The following is a 20,850-nucleotide window of genomic DNA, read 5'->3' as shown; positions in this document are numbered from 1 at the left end:
GGCGCGATGGGATACTTCCTGCTCAAGGCTGCCCTGTCGGGCATTATCATCGCGCTCGTCAGCGAGGTCGCCCGGCGTGCTCCGGGCCTGGGAGCCCTGATCGCTTCGCTGCCGCTGATCTCCGTGCTGGGAATGATATGGTTGTGGCGCGATACCGAAGATACCGCGCGCATGGCAGAGCACGCCTACGCCACATTCTGGTTCGTCCTGCCGAGCTTGCCCATGTTCCTCGCCATTCCGATCATGCTGAACCGTGGCGTCGCTTTCTGGCCCGCTCTCGCCATCGGATGCACCATGACGGTGCTGCTCTACCTCGCAATGGTCTGGGCGCTAGGCCATTTCGGCGTGCGGCTCTGAAACCGGCTCACAAGGCGGACAGGATCAGCCCGCCGATCGCGCTGATCGCCAGCACCCGCACGACCGACCACTTTGCGACAAAGACAAGAGCGCAGGCAAGCGCGGTCAGCAGCGCTGCCCGCCAGTCAAGCGTTTCCCAATCCGGCACGTAGAGCCGCACAGGTCCAAGCCTCGCTTCTCCCACCGCGGAGAATATCACGTGGATGGCGAACCAGACAGCGAGGTTCGCGATAACACCCACGACCGCCGCGGTGATGGCCGCAAGCCCGCCCTTGATACGCACGGCATTGCCCAGCCGGTCGATCCACGGGGCAGAGGCAAAGATCCATAGGAAACATGGCGCAAAGGTCACCCACGTGGTCAGCCCTGCACCCAGCAGCCCCGCAACTAGCGGTGTGAACGGCTCCGGCGCGCGATAGGCGGCGAGATAGCCGACAAACTGCGTCACCATGATCAGCGGCCCCGGCGTCGTCTCGGCAAGGCCCAGCCCATCCGCCATCTCGCCCGGTTTTAGCCAACCGAAACCCTGCACAGCCTCCTGCGCCATATAGGCAAGGACCGCATAGGCGCCGCCGAAGGTAACTACGGCGAGCTGCGAGAAGAATGCCCCGATGTCCCACAGCACGTGCTCTGGGCCCAAGGTAGCGAGCACAAGGCCCATCGGAGCAGCCCAAATCACCGCCCAGATAGCGATGGATTGCAGCGTCGCCCGCCACGGGCGCGGTCCGGTAGCAATCCTGGAAGGCGTGGCTGATACCGCCAGCCAGTGCGGCCTGACCCGGGCGATCGCCAAGCCAAGGATTCCTGCACACAGTATGACGACGGGAAACGGCAGGTCGAACAGAAACAACGCGGCGAAGGCTGCTATTGCCAACACCTGCTTGAACCGCGTGTTCAGCGCGCGACCCGCAATCCGGAACAGGGCTTGCAGCACGATTGCCAGCACCGCGGCCTTCACGCCGAGGAAAAGCGCTTCGAACCAGTCGAGGTTTGCAGCGACCGCATAGAGCATGCTGAGGGCAAGGATGATGAAGGCGCCGGGTATGACAAACAGCAGCCCCGCAGCCAGCCCGCCCCGCCATCCGTGGAGGCGCCAGCCTATCCACGTGGCGAGTTGCTGCGCCTCCGGCCCCGGCAGGAAGTGACAGAAATTGAGCGCGTGCAGGTAATCGTCCTCGCTGATCCACCCACGCTCTTCGACAAGTTCGCGGTGCATCAGTGCGATCTGTCCGGCCGGCCCGCCGAAGCTGAGCAATCCGATACGCCAGAACGCGCGCAGCAGCTCTGAAAAGGACGGCGCCACGGACGGTCGAGACATGTTTACCTCACAACTATTGGTCCGCAGCAGGCGCGGAGCCATGAGGCAACACTTGAACCGGCACGGTCTGAGCGGGAGGTTGCTTGGTCCCGCACATTCTTGCTTACATCAGAGGCGCGCTTTCGGGAAGGAATGCTGGGGGCCCAGAGGTTCCCTAAAGCCATCCCCGTATGAGCGGCGGACTAGCCGAGGTCGCCGCCCAAAAGCGGACCGTCCGCAAGCGGCCCAGTAACCGACATAGCCCCTGCTATGAATTCGGCAACGCGGCCGCGCCAGCATGCTGAACGCCGCGCCCCGCCGTCAATAAATCAAGCGACGAGTGACATAGAGATATAGGCCTTCCGGCATTCAACCGGAAGCGAATGACCTTTCACAAGAGCAGGATGAACGGATCGTGAGAAGGAAGGAAAAACTTCTGCTTCGCGACCGATCACACGCAACTTGCGGAAGGAAATACCAATATGAACTCTTCGTATCACCCCAGTGTTTACAACACGGCGATGAACAAAATCCTGCGAGGCCTCCACGCCGAACTCGAAGCCCGCACGGTGCGGCCGCTCGACTTCCTCGTCATCGGCGGCACGAAGCTCAGCGGGCCGGACATGCAGCAAATCCTCCGTTTCGCCATGACGAAGAACTGGGAGCTGCTACACGTCGGAATGGATCCTGCGCGCCCCTGCGTGACCTTCGACGCCCAGGCGCTCGATCTAACCTACTTCATCACCAACGGAGAGACTGAAGCAAAGGCAATCTTGGACGGCGCAGTATGGAAACGTCCTCGAGATGCACGTGCGAAGCTGATCTTCGACGTCGGCTTTCCTCTGGAAGCCTCGATCCGCAAGAACGGCAGCGCATGCCTTCGCGAGGGCTCCTCCCGCTACTACGGCGACGACATCGCTCTTGCAGAAAAAAGCATCCGGAAGCGGATCGCCAAGCTCGCGCCTTCCGGCGAAGTGCTGTTCACTATGGGCAGCACGCCCATCGCCTGCGACATCGCGACCTTCAGGCGACTGGCAAAAGGCGACTGAATAACTGGGGGCGGCTTCCAAGCCGCCCCTCTCGCGCGTCTGCGCGCGGTCCCGACTTGTAGCAGGTAGGTTGAATGAAAGGGGATAGAGGAAAAGCGGGAGCCGAGCCCGGCCCCGTGGCTTCGCCATAACCGGCTGAAAGTTAAGAAATGGTTGAGGCCGGCCCGGAAATCTGGAGCTCACCTCCAGCTGACCTAGCCGACCTCAGGGGACGCGACGAAAACTCATCGCGCCCCCGGGCGCCTGAAGGCGCCCTTGGCATCCGCTACGGCGGATGCCCCCGACAGGTTCGTCGTCGGGTTTTTCCTCTCTCCTCTTCAGATTTCATTTCGATCAACGGATTGCGAAGTCTATCAGGCTGTTCGATCTTCATTTCACATCTCCTTTTTGCGCCGGCAGGCGTCTGAAAGCTTTTTCCTTTCACCGACGATTTTCAAAATCGTCGTCCCGAAAAGGATTTAGAACCGGTCGCTATTGCGTCGGCACAGCGCGCCCCGGCGGGGTCGCGCGCGAAGGGCCGCCCGCCGGCGGCGCCTTCCCCGGGCCGGGTTCGCGAATGCGAAGAGGTCCCACAAAAACGCGCCGCTGGTGCGGCTCCATTTAGGGGAAGACTTTCTTTTACACGCGCACGGGTAGCGGAAGAGCGCTTCGACGAGGGATGGCGATGGGCTTGTCGCATTTTCTCCCGTGGCTACGTCACCGCCGAAGGAGTAGCCAAGACGCGACTGCCGCCAAGCGTACGGCGGGCGCCACCCCTCTATGTGGAGGATAACCCGGCCTCCAGCACCTGACGGATGGCGATGGGGACGAAATCAACGGCAAGCCTTATCGAAGCACTAGCTTGTGCAGGACAGCGCTCAACGCCCAGATATGACTTGCGCGTGCAACGGGCGCGTTGATCGCTCATCTGCATTGACGCAAGGCTTGATCGCCGCCTTCAATCGATGGCACTTGCCACCCTGTTTGGGTCTGGCTGTCGTCTGTCCTAAAAAGCACTTCGTATCATCCCACGGAGTGCTTCACCTTGAACGACAAAGATAGCGATCGCCCCGCGCTGAAGGCCGGAACCCTTTCTGATGATGATCAGAAAGTTAAAGCGGCTGGCGTTGAGGGTCCGGCGAAAAAGACTGGAAGGACCCGTTCCAGGGCGCAGCGCGAACTGGACCGAAAGGCGCGCGCCGCCAAGAAATTTCCGCACGGTCCGGAAGCGCAGGAGCTCGCCGAACTCGAGCCGACGATGCCACAATCTCTGCGTGACCGGATAGCGCAGAGCGACGATCACGCATTGTGGCGCGAGGGGTTCGAGTGGATGGCCACTGGTTTGCGCATGAAACTGAGGCATGGCAAGCGCTTCTATCCCAAGAACGTGATCAAGGATTTTCGCGCAGCCTATCCCATGATCGTTCTGCGCGACGAGGATCTCGAGTGGCTCGAAAGATGGCTCGGCTACCTGAAGCTGTCCCCGACTGCGCTGCGCTCCGGGGGCAAATACGGGCCTCGCGTGTCTATCGTCGATGCGCTGGGAGCGGAGGTGGATATCTATTCTTCGATCGACAACCTCAATCGGCCTCCCACCGAGCAAAGCGTGTCCGCTCCATCGCCGGCAACTGAAATGTCGACCGGAGATCTCCCGGCGCCGCCGCGCGATATGCCCTTCCGATTCAACCAGCTCACCTCCTCGACCGCAAAAACTTTCTGGCGCGCCTACTGGAACTCTAGCGATATCCATGAACTTCGCGAGGCAGGTAAGACTTTAGCCTCGGACCCTTGGGCCAGAGACGAGATGCGAACGCTCGACACCGAGGCCGAATCCCTTTTTGTCCAGACGATGGCGAAGCTTGGGATACCCCTGCCGTGAGAAGGTCTGACGAAAGGGGTGTAGCTTTTAAGCAGGATGGGGGCGGTATGACCGCCCCGGCCAACATCGTGTCGCTGCGCTTCGTGACGTTGGTTTTTCGCGCCGCCATTGGGCGCGCGGCCAGCGTGGAGCGCATGGGATGAGCAAGAAGGAGAAGAAAGATAAGGGTAAACGCGTTCGCTTGAGCGTGTGTTGCGACAGCGAGGAACAGAAGCGGAAAATCGAGCGCGCGGCGGGCGGAAATACCTCGCGATACGTGCTCGAACGGGTTTTGTATGACGATGGATATGCAGACCGACGCCACGACGTCGCGGCGCGAGTGATGCGTCTGGCCAATGAATTGTCAGATGAACTGCACCGGATCGGTGATCTCGTGCGCGCAACCACGGGGTTGCGGCAGGCAGTAGAAGCATCTCCGGCACCTACAAACGATCGTCGCACCCGTCAGGCTATCGAAGACATAAGTTCCATCATCTCGAAGCTTCTCGAGGGCCACGAACAACGGGCGCATCTCTCCGGCGAGTTGATCAAGGCGATCGTGGATCACTCCACGGCCTGCGCCGAATGGGATCTGCGCCAGGAGCGCAAGGCCACCATCCAACAGCGTCGGGCGCGCGCGTCATGATCATCAAGATCTGGCGATACAAGGTGCGGCAACAGAAAGGCATCCGTCCCCGGACGACGCAGAAGAACGCTTTCGACATCGCCTTTGGATGCGCAAGCTACATTGCCGGTCTGAATATCGAACCCGAATGCGTGGAAGCGTTCGAGAATGCCATGGTTTTTACGGAAGCTTCGTCAGATGCGCGACGGGCAGGTGATTACATCGTGCGCCAGGACGATCACGATGTCGCCGGAACGCTGGGTCACGGGCTGGGCGACGGACACATTGTCGAACAGATCCAGATGATGTCCGTTGCCACCGCATCGGCCGGTCTGGAGTATTTCTACCACTACACTTGGTCTCACCGTGACGGAGAAATGTTCGCGCCGTACGAACTGGCCCGGCAGAACCGCACCATTCGCCATGTGCTCGAAGCCTCCGGGTGTCCTTCCCTGGAAGCCTATCATCGCGAAAAGCGTCGAGGAAAGACCCAGATCCACGGCCACGGCAATCTGCTCTCGGTCGATCAAAACGGCGTGGGCAAGCCGCTGGCGCATTCCTGGTACAGGGAAGCAGCGCATCTGGCCATCGCCGTTGTGGAGCGGGACGATGGCCTGCGCCCCGAACCGATGCGGCGCTACATCGCTACCGATGACGGCGTATTCGGACTGTTTACAGGAGTCCGAGTAGCCGACCGCAGCGGACGGATCCTGCGCGCAACTGATTCGGCCAAGGTCGACCGCGAAGGTGAAACCCTTCCCGATGGTGGACTGATGGCACGTGCGCGCCGACAGCATCAGGCAGTCATCGAGGGGAACGACGCTCCGGACGGATATGAGCCGGGCGACCGATGGCCCCTCGAGCGGTTCGCGAAAATCGTGATTGCTCCACGGATCCAGAACGCCCGAAACTGGCAGGAGGTGCATCGCAATCTCGCGCCGCTCGGAATACGATATACTGTGGTCGGCAATACAGGCCGCCTCATTGCAATCGGCGAGAACGGAGAACCGAGCGGGGAATGGGTCGGTGCAGGCGCCGCTTACCCCAATGCTGCTCTTGGCAAGTTGAGCAAACGCTTCAAAGCCGATTTCGAGCTCCCACTGGGCGCGCTCGATTTGCGTCCGCTGACCGTGCCAGTATTCAACCGACCGGACGATGCGTCGGAAGAGCCTGTCGAAAAGAAAGAACTGGTCAGGCAAGAGGCCGTCCAACTCAAACCGGAGATCGAAGCCATCGAGCGGCATCTTGCCGACGAAGGGAGACGTCGACGCAAGGAGATACAGCAAGCCAAGCTCGGGAAGGACCATAATCCGGCCATTGCCGCAGAAGCGGCCCGCCGACGCCAGGAAGAAGAAACCGTCCATGAGTTCGCGATCGCGAAAGGCGCGCGGCGAACGCGCAGGACGGCAGCGACCAAGCCGGAGGTTGCAGAGCGCGTTAGCGGTTGGCGACCGATCTGCCTGATCATCTGGGGCGCAATCAGGAAACGCAGAAGAAAGGCTTCGGCCAATCGGCGCGCCGCCCTCGATCAACGTTACGACATCAGATCCAAGGAAGGGTATGTCGAATACTGGCTGCGCGGCCCCACGAGCGACGCCACCCTCGCCTTTGTCGAATCCGATAACCTCATTACGGTCTGGCATACCGCGCGCCGCGTCAATATCGACGCGCTCGAAATTGCCAGCGAGAAGTATGAGCGGATCCGGATCGCAGGCACTGAGCGCGCGATATCGGATAGCATCAAGATCGCCGCCGAGCTCGACCTGGTCCTAGAGGCCAATCAGGCCGAGACTGGACTAGAGCATCGTAAAGCCGTTGCAGCGCGCAGAACCGGCAGCATTCTCGAAGCATCCCTGCGGTTTCACAAAACAACGGATGATCGTGTTCGCATACGGCAGGCGGCCCGACGGGTTCGGAAAGATCGCGACCTTTTCACAGAGGCGTCCGTACGCGACGAAAGCAACTCCTTGAAGGCGTCGATCGCCGCGTACTTGAACAGCAATCAGCGTACGCTAGCTCATGCCGACGACGCCGAGGTCATCGAAGCGCGGCGAAGGTTGGACGAGGACATCGATCACGACCGCCTGTTCCTCGCATCATCGCGCTATCACGTCCGTTACCAAGGGCACCATTTTCGATTCCTGGACGATGGTGCCTTGACGAAGGCGTTCAGCGAGGCGCCCGAGCTTCTCATCGACCGCGAGATGCAGGACAGGCTGCGCGCCATCGAGGCCATTCAGCTGGACAAACGACGCATCATCGCTGCTGCGATTGTTGCCGGTGCCGCCTCGATTAGCGACGGCGAACTTAGCATTGATGGCCCGCAGGCTGCCTGGGCGCAAGATTTTTGGAAGGCGCAGCGGTCCGACCCGACATTCCAGCGCCTGATTGCCGTCGCATGGGCAAGACCAGACAGATTTACATATGACGAAAGCGCGCGGCCTGGAGAGCGAAGCCGAACGCTGGCGTTGCAGAACAATGAGCTGCCGCTTGCAAAGGCCATCGCGCGTCAGATGCTTGCCTACGAGCGGATCAATATCACCGCCGCCGAAGGCAATCGATCTCCCATGGAAACCGCGAGCATACCTTCGGAAAGCGCTGTTCCCGAGCTCACATCCGACAAATCTTCCCGCACTGAAACCGGCATCCCTCGTCCTGCCGATGGGACGGATCAAAACCCCCCCGAACGGCCGCGACATCCTGGTCGTGCCGGTCCGGACGGTTTCGAACGATGACCGCGATCATCCTCCTCATCCTTGGAATCCGGCTTGCCGTAAAATGCGACGATCGAAATCGCCCGGTCAGCGTGCGTGCCCGTTTCGCTTCCTATCGCCTTCGGCTCGCGCCCATCGTCGCGACACCGCATGATCTACGATACGCAATTCGCTGCATTCGCTGCGGAGCCAGCTCTCGGTTGAGCAAAGAAACCCCCGATCCTTCCCGATAAGCGGCGGTCGCAACGAACGTCCGGCTGACCAACGATAACAACCAGCGAACCCAGCGACATTCGCTGCCTTCGCTGGAGCGGACAGGAAAGGTTCGAAATCATGACAAAGAAGAATTACAAAACGCAGACCGACGTCGACGCCATTGCCAATCGGTTATTGCAGGAGGCCGGCGGCGATCTCGACCAGGTGTATGGGAACGCCGTTGCTACCGCGCTTGGCATGCCGAAAGGCAACGAATCGGTCTACAACAAGGTAGAGGACTGGAAGAGGCGCATGGAGGCGCAGGGCATACGACACGTTCGACAGGCGCCCGACGGCCTGCGTAAGGAACTCGAAAGGCAGTTTCGGGCCGGTATCGAAGAGATGGTGCATGTCGCGCTGGGGCTCACGGGCAAGACCATCGACGAGGAGCGTCAGCGTAGCGACCAGACCGAGTCCTTGCTGCGAAAAGAAATCGCCCTTCTCGAAAGCGAGCTCGTCAGCGAACGGGACGCCCGTGTGCTCGCTGACGGAAAGGTCGACAAACTGGCGCAGGACGTCGCGGATTCCGCCCGGAAGATTGCAACCGAAAAGGAGCGAGCGGATCTCGCCGAAGCCCGGCTCGACGAGATCCGCAATCAGCACGATGCCCTGCTTGGAAGGTTGGGCGTCGCATCCTGTCGAAGCGAAGTGGTGACGGAAACGGCAGCATCTGAAGAAGCCGAAGACTACCCCATAGACATGTCGCGATACGACTACGAAGAGCAACGCATCCTTCCGATAGGCTGAAAGGGGGCGGCCGAGAGACCGGCCCCTTTTTTATATCCGCACCAGAAAAACATGACCGCCTTCCCGGCGTCATGCGAACGACAAAAAGACATTAGTGGAGATCTGCCGTGTGAACCGGCAGGGAGAGAGGAAAAGAGCATGAACGCTCGGCTCTCGCCTCGCCGGTTCGGCAACGAACCGAAAGGCAAAGCTTCATGAATACCGAACATCTCAATCCTGACAGCGAAGCGCTCGCGCATCGCCTAGCAACTGATGGCGATTACCGCATCCTGCGCGCGGTCCCGCGTCCCTATTTCAATGCGCCAAAAGGCGCGCCGCCCGATGCCCGCTGCCTCGCGCTCATCGACCTGGAAACCACCGGCCTCGATCCTGCCAGCGATCGCATCATGGAACTGGCGATCATGCTCGTCTGGGTGGACGAGAACGGTGAGGTCGTGAACCATGCCGCGCCTCGCGTCTGGCAGGAAGATCCGGGCGTCATGATCGACCCGCGCATCATCTGGCTTACGTCCCTTGCGAACCATCACCTGATCGGCAAGTCGATCCCCGACGAAACGGTCCTTGCCATGCTGGACCGCGCGGACTTACTCGTCGCGCATAATTCGTCGTTCGAGATCGCATGGCTGGAGCGGCGCTATCCGCAACTCGCCGGTGCCGCCTGGGGATGTTCGATGAAGGACATCGACTGGCTGCGCGCGAAGATGGACGGACGCGCACAGCAGTGGCTGTTGGCGCAAGAAGGTTGGCACACCACGGCGCATAGAGCGGGCGATGACGTCTGGTCGCTGTTCTGGCTTCTCCAGCAGCGCCGCAGGGGCTGGGGCGCCGATCCCGAACGCACCCACTTCAAACGTCTGCTGGAAGGCGCCGACCGCACCACAACGTTGGTGCGCGCGACCTTCTCGCCGATCGGCAAGAAGGATCTGCTCAAAGCGCGGCAGTATCGCTGGAATGCGGGCGCGAGCGTCTGGGAAAAAGAGATCGAGCCCGAACTGGTCGATCACGAGCGGGCCTGGTTTTATCGCAGCGGCCTGCCGGAGCCGACGCTCAGCACCATGACCGCTCACCAACGGCACCGCTGATCGCAGCTCCCCATCCAACCTTTAACGACCTTCACGAAGGCCCGCCCGATCCGGCGGGCCTTCGTGCGTCTGCAGTGGAGAATTTACATGACCGATAACACCCCCAATGGCGTAACCGATCTCGTCGCGCTGGAGCGCTCGCTCGAGCGACAGGCGCATGCCGCTATCGCTGCGCACGCACGGGACGAAACAACTGGCCCGCGCGTCTTCCTCGTCTGCGATTTCGAGTACAAGTTTCGCCGCGAGGCACACGAGGCTTGGGCCTATGGGCGCGAGCCCAGATACGACAAGCGTGGCCATCGCATCGCAGAGAAGATCCGCTGGCCGTTCCAAACCATCGCTGCAGCCGCTTGGATGGTGGTGCGATTCGATGGGCAGAGCGACCTTCCCGAGATCGCCGAACCGGTCGTCATGACGCTCGCTGAACATGCAGAGACCGACATAGTGCGTGGGCTATTCAACACACTCGATGCCATCGGATGCGACGCGCGGATGGTGACCTGGGGTGGCGAAGTACGCGACCTCGCCGTGCTGCGTTACCAGGCCTGCCGTTACGGCCTGAACCTGCCGGTCCATCTGCGCGATACCTCGCCGCATGCGCGCGAGCGGATCGACCTGTGCCGATCGACCACCGTGCAGGCCGATCAGGTGCATCTGGACGAGTATGCCGCGGGGTGCGGCATCCCCTCCAAACCCTCGCCGCCCGAGGCCATCGGAAAGCTGGTCGAGGCTGACGAGTGGAACATGGTCCACGACCACGTCCTTGCCGATGTCCTGACCACCACGATCGTCGGCCTGCGCTGGCTCGCCGCGATGGGCGAGATCGGCTGCGACCGCGAGCGCACCGCAATGGCCGTCGCCGATGCGGCGTTGGCGGCCTCACCGGACAGCGCATTTCTGATCCGCGACTTCAAGCCGTGGGCACGAGACCGGCTGCGTGAAGCGGCCTTGCGCGGGAATGTCTACCGGATGGAGCAGGCGGCATGATCGTCGGCCACCGCATGTCGCACCCGCGGGTTCTGGTTTCGGTCTGTATTGATGGCGGCCGGACGCCGGGCGCCGCGCTGCTTGTTGTGAGGACTAATCCGAAGCGTGGCGCGCGGTTTGAACTCGATCGGCGCTCGTTCGGATCCGCCGAGACGCGAGGCACCGTCATCGCCTCTATCGCCGAGCGAATCCCGCGTGATGCGACGGTGCTGGCGCACACGAAGCGCTTATCGGATCATGCGTTGCGACACAGCGCCATCCTAGGCCGGGTCGCTACCGCCCGATCCCCCAACGCTGATCACGGGCTACCGGCCCGATCTCAGGACGATCTGCCTGCAGTGCGAACGACGCGAACTTTTCGATGCGGCGGAAGCCTATGGGATCGTCGCCGAGAGCGGTCCCATGTGGACGAGGCTGGAAGCCAGGGCCGCACGCGATGCGCAGGCGCTCTGGCTTCTCTTCCTGTGGACCCATTGCAGGGCGAAGCAGCGCGACTGGTTGGCCGCGGCATGGGAAGCGTGGCGCGGATCGAGCGGGCACGCAAGGCGCCGAGCTGAAAGCCGGGCAAAATCGCGTCGCCGCGACGGCGCAGCACCAGCGGATCGGCGGTCGGGATGACGACGATAACGATGAAATGAAGAGGGAGGAAACCATGACCTGATCCAGCAGGATGACGGGAGCCGGCACGGCCCGTCGTTCGCGATCTACCGTGCCATCCGCGCTCGCCATCCGGCGGGCGATCAGCAGCCGCTTGTCCACTCGGGACAGCGGCTTTTTTCGTATCAGAAGGACTTATCGAAATGCCCAAGAAGAAAACCACTGCCAGCCAAGCGCTTGTGCCTACCGGAGAAACCAAGACCTACCCCATCGCGGGTACCGAGATCGAAGCGACGCAGGTATTCCACGTCCCCGCGCGCCATCCCTCGGGCGATGGACCGTGGCAGCAAGAGCCGGACAAGCTCGCCTGGGTCGATGCCGCCACTGGCCTGCCTTGTACCATCCTGCGGCAGGAAGACGGGGTGCTTGGGGGCTATACCGGCGTAGGCGAGGATCATCCCCTGTTCGGGTTCGAGGTCGACGCCGTGCCGGGTGCGCTCGGAATCAGTCCGCACGGCGGCCTCGACTACGCGGCGCCGTGCGAGGACGGGCCCACAGAGATCACCATCTGTCATCCGAAAACGGCTAGTAGGAAACGTCCGGGCCGGAGCAAGGATGGTGATGACAATCATGGCAGCCACGAACCGCTGTGGTGGTTTGGGTTCCAGTGCGATCGGAACCACGATCTGGTCCCCGGTCGTCAAGTTAATCCGAACGACCTCGGCGCGGAGAACGGCCGGGTCTACCGTGACATCGCCTATGTCTACGCACAGACCTGCCGGCTCGCACGACTGCTCAAGGCCGCCGTCGATGGCAAAAGCGACAGCGACACCCAGCTCGATCCCGCATCCCCGCCGCCGGTCGGTCTCGATCCGGAGCGCCGCCGGTGAGCGCGCGCGACTGGGACGAGATCCCCTACACCGACCGCTTCAATCCCAACCTCCCTTGGGGCTACTGGCTCGTCGCCCAGGGCGAGCTCGATGGCTATCCGCCGCTGACAGACCACACCGGCCAGACCTGGAGCAGCGTCCGGGAATACTTCTGGGCGGAGCGGTTGGGGATGGCCGCGATCCCGCGCACCGATACCCGCAACCAGGAGCTCGAGTTCATGCTCGCCACGCTGGTCTCGCTCGATCGCCGGGTGATCTACACCGAGGAACGCGCGGTCGACCTGTTCGGCAGTTGGGACCGGAGCAGACATTACATGAGCTGGCTTGCTGGCCAGAAGCTGCTGATGCCGCAACCAGAAGCCGATCTCGCCGCCGAACTGTCGCCCGAGGGGCGCGCGGTTCTGGTGATGCTCGCTTCCACCCGAAGTCCCGATGCGGCGCCGCTCGCGATCGGCCTGCCGACGCTCAAGTCGTTCCACGGCCTCACCGGCACACCCGATCAGGACGAGCGCGATCGCCTGATCGCGGCGCAGGAGCGCGCGACCCTGCACCTGCAATACCGGTTCGGGCGCAAGAGCATCGCAGGGCAGCCGGCCATCGTGCTCGCGGGGGTCGGCCTCGGACCGAACATTCCGCTCACGCGCGTTCTATGGTCCGCCACGTTCGCGGACGACTACGCGCGCGACAGGATGCTGTTCTGGCTCCACGAGCGCATCGACCGCTGGCCTGACTGGGGAGAGCTCGCCTACCGGCAAGGCGCCCGAGCGTTGAGCGAGCGGCTGATGCAACTCGCGTTCGCCGATCGGGAGATCGGTGGCGGTTAAATCGAGAATGGGGCGGCCCGCCGCAGTGGGGCGCCCCACCCCCTTTTTTTGCATCCGCATTCGCTGATCTGCGTTAGTGGAGTTCGCCAGTCCCAGCCGCTGAGAAGTCGTCCGCGCGCGTAGAAAAATGTATCGCGGTCCTAGCGGACGGCGTTCGAGCATTCTGAACCGTCGATCCTGACCGCATCGGGCCGGTTGCAGACTGTCTTCTGTTGGCGAGCCCGACACGGAATGCTGCCGTTTCGTCCCACACCCTGTTGCCAGCTTTAGCGCTTAGATCGGAGATTCATCTTTCGTCGCTGTGCACTTGGGTTTGTCATTGGAAGTTACTACGATTAGTCTCAGGATCTCGGGTTGTTGTGGTGGTTTGATTTCAGTTGCGGCTCGCAATGTGCCATAGCAACGCTCGTGCAGAGCGTGGGCCGTTTGCAGGAACAGAGCAAAGTGTGGTTGCGGTTGCCCGCTAGGCTAGGGCAACTCGACGGTTGGACCATAAGCCTCATTCCCCGTTTTGCGCAGACGACGCTTAATGGCAGCAGGGGTGAGGTAGAAAGTGCCAAGCTCATCTTTTTCGACTTGCCGGAGCAAAACCTTACCCCGATCACCCGAAAACTGAAGGTAAAAGGCGGTTTCTCGTCCGTCGCAGATGGGGAATATCATCTCTGCCTTGCGCTGCCTAACGATGCCGTGCCAATTGCGTATATCGATGGAGGAAGGCGTAAGAGAAAACCCAGGATGGCTGTGCCATTCGCCAATCCAGTCCATCTTTCCGCCGGATTTACGCCACCTCCTAAGCGCAGCTATTCTGTGCCCCTTAGGCGAGCGCTGGAAGCGCGTCGAACTCTGTCGATCCCATGGCAATGGACGGGTGATCTCAGTCACATGAAGGTAGAGACCCTTGCGCAGCCCAAGTACCAGCCCCCCAGCTTCTAAAGGGCGATACTGCCGCGTACATTTCAACATGTTCTCTGCAGCTTCATGTTCGACAAGAATGCCCTCGATCACGACCCATACCTCGCGAGGCATGATGGGCACGTTTTGTGAGCTGAAGGAGACGTTGGTTTACGCTCGATGCCGCGCTCGTGGTCGAGTACGATCGTGCGAAGCCGCGCCCCTGGCTTATCGTTGGCCCAACCTATCGCCATGTCGCAAGCTAATCCGGCAGCGGTGGCAGGCGCAGCAACGGAGTAAGGAATATAGTTCCCATCTCCGCAGGTCGCAGGGGCCAGGTTGGCTTCGACCCCCGGTTTGAGAGCTGGGAAACGCGGCCCCGCGTCCATAGACGGTCTCAAACAGCGAAAGCAGCACTCATCGCCGCGAACATTCAGAAAAGCCTGAACAGCTGCGCCGTTACCGCTTATCCAGCAATGTAAAATGGCATCAGCCGATATGCCGTCCTCATAAAAAAGTTCATTCAGCGCATATTGCGTGTTCCAATCACCTGTCGCGTCGACGAGTAGATTGGCGTCAGCCAGCACCGTCGTTTGAGCTAGCGCATCGCCAACCGTAGCACGGATATCGCATTGGGGGTGAAAAGATTTTAGCTCCTCAGCCAGTGCGCTCGCCTTCGGTTCGCCTATCCGCGAATGACCGAGATAATGACGCCCAATATTGCCAGCAGAAAGCACCTGACCATCAACTAGCGTCAGGGGGGCACTGACGCCCGCGCCACTCTGGATAAGGAATTTGGCAAGATGGCTTCCAAGCGTGCCGCAACCTATAAGAGCGATGGCCTTCCCATCCAATGTTTTGATCCCGTGCAAATTACGTTGAGCGATTTCAGCCAATCCCGTCCAATAACCGCCGGAGCGCTTGATATCGAGTTTAGTCTTCTGATTGGCTAAAAGTGGCTGCAATTTCGAAGATCGCAGTTTCTTTGCACGGACCGCCACTGCAATGTTAGCCGGCAGTTCAACTGTGACGCCGAGAGTGCAGTTGTTTGCTGCGAGGCATACGAATTTCCCCGACAAAAGCGCTCTCTCACATTCGCTCCAGCGATCAGCAACCGCAGCCGTTTGCCCACGAAACCATTGCTCAAGAGACAAGAAGCTGTTCGGGACCACTCGATCAGCGGTCGGTCCCAACTCGGCATCGAAATGGAATACAACGGCTCCAGACAATCGGGTAGCCTCGTGGTCATGTAGACTGATCGTATCAGCGATCGCGAAAAACGGACTTCCCGTTTCAGGCTTGAAGACCGCGTATTGCAAACCGGCTTGTCGCCCAGCTGTACCATACCGGCTTACGAGAACTCGGAAATGCGGCTCCTTCGTTATCCAATACTCTTGGTACTCGGCCGCAACTTCGGCGCCGCCTTTCCCGGCAAAACTCTTCTCCAGCGAAAGCTCGGCCTGTCTGAGCACGCGCAAAACGGATCCGCCTGGATTGTGAAAGTCGAGTGGCAGGCCTGTTGCGGGGGCAAAGCAAACCACAGAGCCTTGGATGTCGTCACGGCTTATATGTCCAAATGCGCCAGTGGGGAGTTGCTTGCGATCGACAAGCCGAACAATGGGTAGCTCCACAAACTTTGAATCTGGAACAACCAGCTCAATATCGACCGCACGGCCATGGACGTTTATCGATCCGCGAAACTCTGGCGATGCCCCTTGCTGTTCGGTGAAGCCTTTATTCGCAAGCGTAGCTGCAATGGCGCGCCACCGATCGGCTTGCGACATCATCCGGAATCGGAACTAGTAATGTGCGGTGTGGCCACGGTCGCCGCAGGAGCGGCACGTACAGCTGCAGCCGTGTCACTCTCAATCGCAATGATATCTGGCCTGTAGGGAATGCGTCGTCCGAATGCATCGCGCAGATGCTCGATAACCCGGTCGGCGTCGCCAGTACGCTCGAGCGCAGCCTCCATTGTCGCAGCAAGAGCTCGCGTTTCCGCCAGAACATCTCCGCGCTCTTCCTCGCTCCAGCTGTTCAAACAGCTCGCCTTAACCACCGGGTTTTTGATCTCGCCTGAAAAAATCGGCGGAAGCAGTCGCGCGACATCGAGTATAGTCTTATCATCGCGGTTTTCTGCGCTCTGACCGAGTTCGAGCAGAGCCGCATCGATCGCACACATGAGGCAGATTGAGGATAGCGGGCTGTCGGCCCAGACATGATCGCGCCAGCCCTTAAAGAAGCGGCTCATTCGACGGAATGAAGGGCCGTGGCGATCAACTCGGTTTTCAACCCAGTCATGAAGCTGTTTGGGATCCGATTGAACCCATTCTCCGCCGCGCTGGGCCAGCATCACGCGGTCGCTCGGAATCGCAGGAACGCTGTCAAAAGTTAGGTTGCGCGCGCTGAAGGCGGCTTCCTCAATGGCTGCCTTCATGATTCTGAAGCGCTCCTCTGGAACGGAATAGATCGGGATGTCGATATGCGCGCCTCGCCAGAGCCTGATCCGCACGCACGTGCTCTTGCTGGAGTCGAGCGACCAGCCGTTAGCCCGGCAAACCGGGCGAAGCACTTCTTCAACGAAGGTAAACAGGGCGCCAGCCGCTAGCGCGGGATGATTATCGCTCAGAAAACGGACCGGAACGTACATGCCATCGTCAAGATCGATCTCCTGCAAATCCGGCTGCGCTGGAGCATTCAGCGTCTTATACGCGAAGCTGCCTTGCGTCATGAACTTGACCTTCACATCGTCCTGAATGCGATTGGCAGTCTCGATCAGATAACCACGCCGCCAAAAGCTTTTGTCTGTTTCGAGGCGATGCGTTGCATTGCGAAGGGCCGTGCGGATGGTTTGACGGGCATTTAAGAGGCGCTGCCGCTCGTTATCTTCGATCTCGAGGCTTGCAAGATAGCTCGGGTTCTTTTGAAGCCCGACAAATAGGGCATGCGCGTTAGCTAAAGTCATGGCGGCACTCCTAAATCAATCGGGCCTTTCCTACAGAGATGCGGCAGGTTACAGCGAAATCAAGAGGCGAACAAACAATGTACAGAATTTTCCCGGTAAAAGCGCTGATCTACGCTGCGGCACTCTTGGCCGTGGGCGTTTTCCTGGCGATAGAATTCGCTACGTCTGCATTCGATATCGAAGTTCGAAGGCTGGCAATACCAAGCATCGTTTGGGCAATCTGTGTTGCCCTTACATGGAACCCCATCTGGCGATGGGTTTGGGCGGTGAGTAAAAGGGTTGGCTGGTTGCCCGATCTTGGGCACCACGTGTTCCCGGATCTTAACGGCAAGTGGGCTATGACGCTTCGCAGCAATTGGTCGCGTCAGATGCAGTTGCTTGATGCGGCCGCCGATCGGCGACGTAGTTTCGACCCTCGAACTTGCGAAGCGGACGAGCTTGCCGAGTTGCTGCCTGTCTCACTGGTCGCCGAGATCGAACAATCGTGGTGGTCCATCAAGATCACAATGACCAATCCGCGCGCTGATACACCGATTAAAAACTCGACAAGCTATATCGTCATGCCGCGCAAGCGTTCGGAAACTGAGCGGCCCTCGCTCTGCTATTTCTTTAGCCAGCAAAACGACACCGATAACCAAGCGGATGATCCCAGTTTCGATGCAGCAGCCTGCTTGTTCTACGACAATAAGAAGGATCAGCTTGAGGGAACATTCTGGACAGCGCGACAATGGCGACGCGCAATCAACACTGCTGGAACGCTCACACTCGATCGTCTTTCTAATCAAACGGTTTAGGTGCGCGCGCTCGAAGCGTAGAAGCCATTGAAATTCGCTCGGGCTACAAGCGGATCGACCGCACTCTTCGCTGTTGGGTGGTCAAGAAAGAATTCGAAACTCTTTAACGAGAAATCACAATCGTAGCTTAGAAACCCCCTTCTCCGCGCGGCCACCCGCGTCCATCGACCTATGCGAATGTCCGCTCTTGGGAGCTAAAATCTCGGGTGGCTACGTCTTGGATGGGGCGCGTAGCTGCCGCTCCGTTAACCGGATTCGGATCCTCGCGAGATATTGCTTTCCATTTGTAGGATGAGCCTGTTAGCCCCCACGGATGAAACCGTGCCTGCACCCACAAGAAGCCGAGCGACTCCAAGAGCTACGCCGATACGGCATTCTCGATACAGATCGCGAACGAGATTTCGACGAGCTCGTCGAAATTGCATCTGACATTTGTGACGCACCGGTTTCCGTCGTCAATTTCATCGATGAAGGCCGGCAGTGGTTCAAGGCTGAGGTTGGTCTCGGCATCAGGTCTACTCCGATAGAAACCAGCCTGTGTGGGCACGTCATCCTTCAGGGTGACTTCGTCGAAATCCCTGACACACTCCAAGACGAAAGGATGGCCGATAATCCACTGTGCACAAGCGAGCCAGGATTCCGGTTTTATGCTGGAGCCGTCTTGAGAGGGTCAAATGGCCTGCCCTTGGGAACACTTTGCGTACTGGATCACAAGCCGCGAACCCTTACCGATCGCCAAAGAAAAATACTAACGGTGCTTTCGAAGCACGTGATGCGGGAACTCAATCTTCGCGTTGCGCTACATCAGGAGCAAATGCTCCGGCGCGAAGTTGACCACCGCGTCAAAAACTCACTAGCATCGATCAGCGCGCTCGTGTCGATGAAAGCTCGCCATACGTCTGACGCAGCACTCAGATTGGCCCTCAACGATACCAGTGCGCGAATTCGCGCGCTGGCTTCCCTTCATGCTGAACTCCACGAACTTGAACATGGCGGGAAGATTGACCTCCAGTCCCTGTTCTCTCGCGTCCATTTAGACCTGAAACAACTTTTGCCGACAGGTACTAATCTGGTGATCATGACGGAGCCTGGAGAAGCGACGCCGGAGATTGCAAATGCCTTGCTCCTGATCGTGAACGAGTTCGTCTCGAACAGTGTGAAACATGGGCCGGTGGATGGAAAGGGCGCCATCGAGATCGCCATCGACGGGGCAGGCAGAGACTGGTCGATCATATGTACCGACGAGGGCGGTGCGTCGCCTGATGATGCCGAGCGGGCTGCGTCCGGCACGGGGTTGGGTACAAGGGTCATTGGGTCCCTCGCCACTTCGCTGGGGGCGACGGCGCGTTGGACTGCCGAGGGTGCTGGCATGCGGCTCAGCGTCACTACACAGCCCCGTTAATTCGTAGTGCAACCGCAGTTCCTACCTACGTTCTGCGAAGCCATTTCGGGCAGGATAAAGCGTCTGCTTTCGGGGAAATCGCTGACTCTGTTTCATGTCCGATATGAGGGCGCTTTTCTGACCGGCAGCTTCTGCTGTTAACAGACCGATAGCTTTGGGGCGGGGAGCGGCGTTTGCGTCTCTTATAGGCTTTGCTCTTAAAGCAGACTTCTTTCACTGTTCAAAAAGCTGCAATCGCCGCGCGTTCCGATTTCCCCGCCGAATGGTAGGGAGTAGAAGAGAAGAATCGTTTTGGAGCGAATTCAAGGGCGACCCACGCTCAACGGTAAAACTCTATCTTGAATTCGACGGCTCCAAGCGGCCTTACGAAATGCACCTGCTCGGGCTCGATAACCAGATGCTCGTTCTCGCTTATGGTATGCATTTGTTCCGGCGTACCGGGTATGACGAATTCAAGAGCTCCGGAACTCACGCAAAGCCTGCCCCAAACCCCGGGCTTTAGATGATGGTCCGAAAGCAACTTTCGCGGCACCGTTTGCTCGGTGAAGAGCGATGATTCCCCGTATTTCTCGACATGGTCTGGCAGGTTCTTCGCTGTGGTCATTCGCCCGCGCCGATCGCCCAGACTATGATCATAATCCCGACACCGAAGAAAGCGACCGCCAAGGGTACGATTAGTATCTGGCCATAGACCGCTTTCCGATCCATCAGGCCGGTCCACGTATCGAGCATTCTGCCCTGCTTGAGCGGGGATGTCTCTTCGGCCCCGGCCTGCCTGGCGCCGATCCTCGCGACCCCGAAATAAACCAGGGTGTAAAGCACTGAGACCACGATCGCGAAACGCGCCGACCCGCTTCCTCCGGTTGCGATAGCAATCGCTCCGAAGAACACCGCATAGCAGGACAGCATTGCCATCCAGACACCTCGCGGAAGCTGAAATCCCGCACTCCGGGGCGCAACTGGCGCGGCAGCCAGGGGGTGAAGCGTATACGCGAGCGCTTCGACTTCCACCTCCAGATCGGCTTCGCGTTCGGCGACAATCGCACGTTGTTCAAGCATAGGGGAGGTTCCTTCCTGCTTTGGATCCGGACATGCCGTCCCGCCGGATAGAGATTCCGGTCAGAAGGCTATCGGCGATGGCGCGTGCCTTTTCGGCTACCAGCGCAACGCCTTCGACTGATGGTTCGAGGTCGTTCAAAGTCGCGTAGAAAAGCTCGAGCCAGCGCGCGAAATGCATTTCTTCCAGGCTCGGGATGGCCATATGTTTGAGCATGGGATTTCCCGAAAACTCTCCGCTATTGAAGAGTATGGATCGCCAGAAAGTTTTCATCCGCTCCAGATGTCGGGGCCAGTCCGAGATGCGTTCGGCGAAGATCGGTGCCAGCAGCTCATCCTCCCGAATACGGCCATAAAAGCGCTCCACCATGAGCGACACGAACCGCTCATCCACGCCCAGCGCTACGGAATGCGCGCGCTTTGCTGCCCTTGCAGCGTATACTTGCTCTCGTGATCTCTCGGCTGCGGTATGCATCTGAAGCTC

General features: G+C 59.7%; 19 protein-coding genes. 12 read left to right on the top strand and 7 right to left on the bottom strand.

Going from position 1 to position 20,850, the window contains the following annotated elements; all coding sequences use genetic code 11:
* Window positions 1-6: 6 nt before the first annotated feature.
* Window positions 7-357: a DUF3147 family protein gene (locus MUY37_RS13995; RefSeq protein ID WP_499195977.1), complete on the top strand. Its 351-nt coding sequence runs from the start codon at window positions 7-9 to the stop codon at window positions 355-357.
* A gap of 7 nt (window positions 358-364) precedes the next feature.
* Here the strand turns inward: MUY37_RS13995 and chrA are convergent, their stop codons facing one another.
* Window positions 365-1,675 (bottom strand): chromate efflux transporter, encoded by a 1,311-nt coding sequence (gene chrA, locus MUY37_RS13990; RefSeq protein ID WP_499195976.1) that lies wholly within the window; start codon window positions 1,673-1,675, stop codon window positions 365-367.
* A gap of 461 nt (window positions 1,676-2,136) precedes the next feature.
* On the opposite strand from chrA, the gene MUY37_RS13985 reads away from it, so the two are divergent.
* The 9 genes from MUY37_RS13985 to MUY37_RS13945 all read left to right on the top strand — a co-directional run bounded on the left by MUY37_RS13985 (window position 2,137) and on the right by MUY37_RS13945 (window position 13,261).
* The gene (locus MUY37_RS13985; RefSeq protein ID WP_499195975.1) at window positions 2,137-2,703 is read left to right on the top strand and encodes a hypothetical protein; all 567 of its coding nucleotides are present in this window, start codon (window positions 2,137-2,139) and stop codon (window positions 2,701-2,703) included.
* 1,024 nt (window positions 2,704-3,727) lie between these two features.
* Window positions 3,728-4,561: a hypothetical protein gene (locus tag MUY37_RS13980; protein ID WP_499195974.1), complete on the top strand. Its 834-nt coding sequence runs from the start codon at window positions 3,728-3,730 to the stop codon at window positions 4,559-4,561.
* A 139-nt stretch (window positions 4,562-4,700) separates the two neighbouring features.
* Entirely contained in the window at window positions 4,701-5,186 is a 486-nt protein-coding gene (locus MUY37_RS13975; RefSeq protein ID WP_499195973.1) for a hypothetical protein, read from the top strand.
* Window positions 5,183-7,900, top strand: coding sequence for a hypothetical protein (locus MUY37_RS13970; protein ID WP_499195972.1), 2,718 nt, complete (start codon window positions 5,183-5,185; stop codon window positions 7,898-7,900). The genes MUY37_RS13975 and MUY37_RS13970 overlap by 4 nt, the downstream gene beginning before the upstream one ends.
* Window positions 7,901-8,212: 312 nt before the next feature.
* Complete coding sequence (locus MUY37_RS13965; RefSeq protein WP_499195971.1) at window positions 8,213-8,881, top strand: hypothetical protein; 669 nt, start codon at window positions 8,213-8,215, stop codon at window positions 8,879-8,881.
* 194 nt (window positions 8,882-9,075) lie between these two features.
* Entirely contained in the window at window positions 9,076-9,963 is an 888-nt protein-coding gene (locus MUY37_RS13960; RefSeq protein WP_499195970.1) for an exonuclease domain-containing protein, read from the top strand.
* 87 nt (window positions 9,964-10,050) lie between these two features.
* Entirely contained in the window at window positions 10,051-10,950 is a 900-nt protein-coding gene (locus MUY37_RS13955; RefSeq protein WP_499195969.1) for a 3'-5' exonuclease family protein, read from the top strand.
* Window positions 10,951-11,750: 800 nt separating this feature from the next.
* Complete coding sequence (locus MUY37_RS13950; RefSeq protein WP_499195968.1) at window positions 11,751-12,437, top strand: hypothetical protein; 687 nt, start codon at window positions 11,751-11,753, stop codon at window positions 12,435-12,437.
* The gene (locus MUY37_RS13945) at window positions 12,434-13,261 is read left to right on the top strand and encodes a hypothetical protein (protein WP_499195967.1); all 828 of its coding nucleotides are present in this window, start codon (window positions 12,434-12,436) and stop codon (window positions 13,259-13,261) included. Before MUY37_RS13950 ends, MUY37_RS13945 begins: the two co-directional genes overlap by 4 nt.
* 468 nt (window positions 13,262-13,729) lie before the next feature.
* On the opposite strand, the gene MUY37_RS13940 is transcribed toward MUY37_RS13945, so the two are convergent.
* The 3 genes from MUY37_RS13940 to MUY37_RS13930 are packed head-to-tail and all read right to left on the bottom strand — an operon-like array spanning window position 13,730 to window position 17,114.
* Complete coding sequence (locus tag MUY37_RS13940) at window positions 13,730-14,266, bottom strand: Mov34/MPN/PAD-1 family protein (RefSeq protein WP_499195966.1); 537 nt, start codon at window positions 14,264-14,266, stop codon at window positions 13,730-13,732.
* A complete protein-coding gene (locus MUY37_RS13935; protein ID WP_499195965.1) occupies window positions 14,263-15,939 on the bottom strand; it encodes an E2/UBC family protein in 1,677 nt (558 codons plus the stop codon). The genes MUY37_RS13940 and MUY37_RS13935 overlap by 4 nt, the downstream gene beginning before the upstream one ends.
* Window positions 15,936-17,114, bottom strand: a complete 1,179-nt coding sequence (locus MUY37_RS13930) for a CBASS cGAMP synthase (RefSeq protein WP_499195964.1) — start codon at window positions 17,112-17,114, stop codon at window positions 15,936-15,938. The genes MUY37_RS13935 and MUY37_RS13930 overlap by 4 nt, the downstream gene beginning before the upstream one ends.
* A gap of 77 nt (window positions 17,115-17,191) precedes the next feature.
* Between MUY37_RS13930 and MUY37_RS13925 the strand changes: the two genes are divergently transcribed.
* Both MUY37_RS13925 and MUY37_RS13920 read left to right on the top strand, forming a co-directional pair.
* Window positions 17,192-17,908, top strand: coding sequence for a hypothetical protein (locus MUY37_RS13925; RefSeq protein WP_499195963.1), 717 nt, complete (start codon window positions 17,192-17,194; stop codon window positions 17,906-17,908).
* Window positions 17,909-18,221: 313 nt separating this feature from the next.
* Complete coding sequence (locus tag MUY37_RS13920) at window positions 18,222-19,310, top strand: histidine kinase dimerization/phosphoacceptor domain -containing protein (RefSeq protein ID WP_499195962.1); 1,089 nt, start codon at window positions 18,222-18,224, stop codon at window positions 19,308-19,310.
* Between the two features lie 319 nt (window positions 19,311-19,629).
* On the opposite strand, the gene MUY37_RS13915 is transcribed toward MUY37_RS13920, so the two are convergent.
* From MUY37_RS13915 to MUY37_RS13905, 3 genes are read right to left on the bottom strand one after another with little or no spacing between them, the layout of a single operon-like run.
* Window positions 19,630-19,914 carry a TehB-like domain-containing protein gene (locus MUY37_RS13915; RefSeq protein ID WP_499195961.1) on the bottom strand — a complete coding sequence of 95 codons (285 nt, stop codon included), beginning with the start codon at window positions 19,912-19,914 and terminating at the stop codon, window positions 19,630-19,632.
* The gene (locus MUY37_RS13910) at window positions 19,911-20,369 is read right to left on the bottom strand and encodes a hypothetical protein (RefSeq protein WP_499195960.1); all 459 of its coding nucleotides are present in this window, start codon (window positions 20,367-20,369) and stop codon (window positions 19,911-19,913) included. Before MUY37_RS13910 ends, MUY37_RS13915 begins: the two co-directional genes overlap by 4 nt.
* Complete coding sequence (locus MUY37_RS13905) at window positions 20,362-20,841, bottom strand: group III truncated hemoglobin (protein ID WP_499195959.1); 480 nt, start codon at window positions 20,839-20,841, stop codon at window positions 20,362-20,364. Before MUY37_RS13905 ends, MUY37_RS13910 begins: the two co-directional genes overlap by 8 nt.
* Window positions 20,842-20,850: the final 9 nt, after the last annotated feature.

Source organism: Qipengyuania sp. ABI-127-1 (assembly GCA_022953095.1).
GTDB lineage: Bacteria > Pseudomonadota > Alphaproteobacteria > Sphingomonadales > Sphingomonadaceae > Qipengyuania.
Note: the sequence above shows the minus strand (reverse complement) of the source record. Positions and strands in the feature narration are given on the sequence as shown.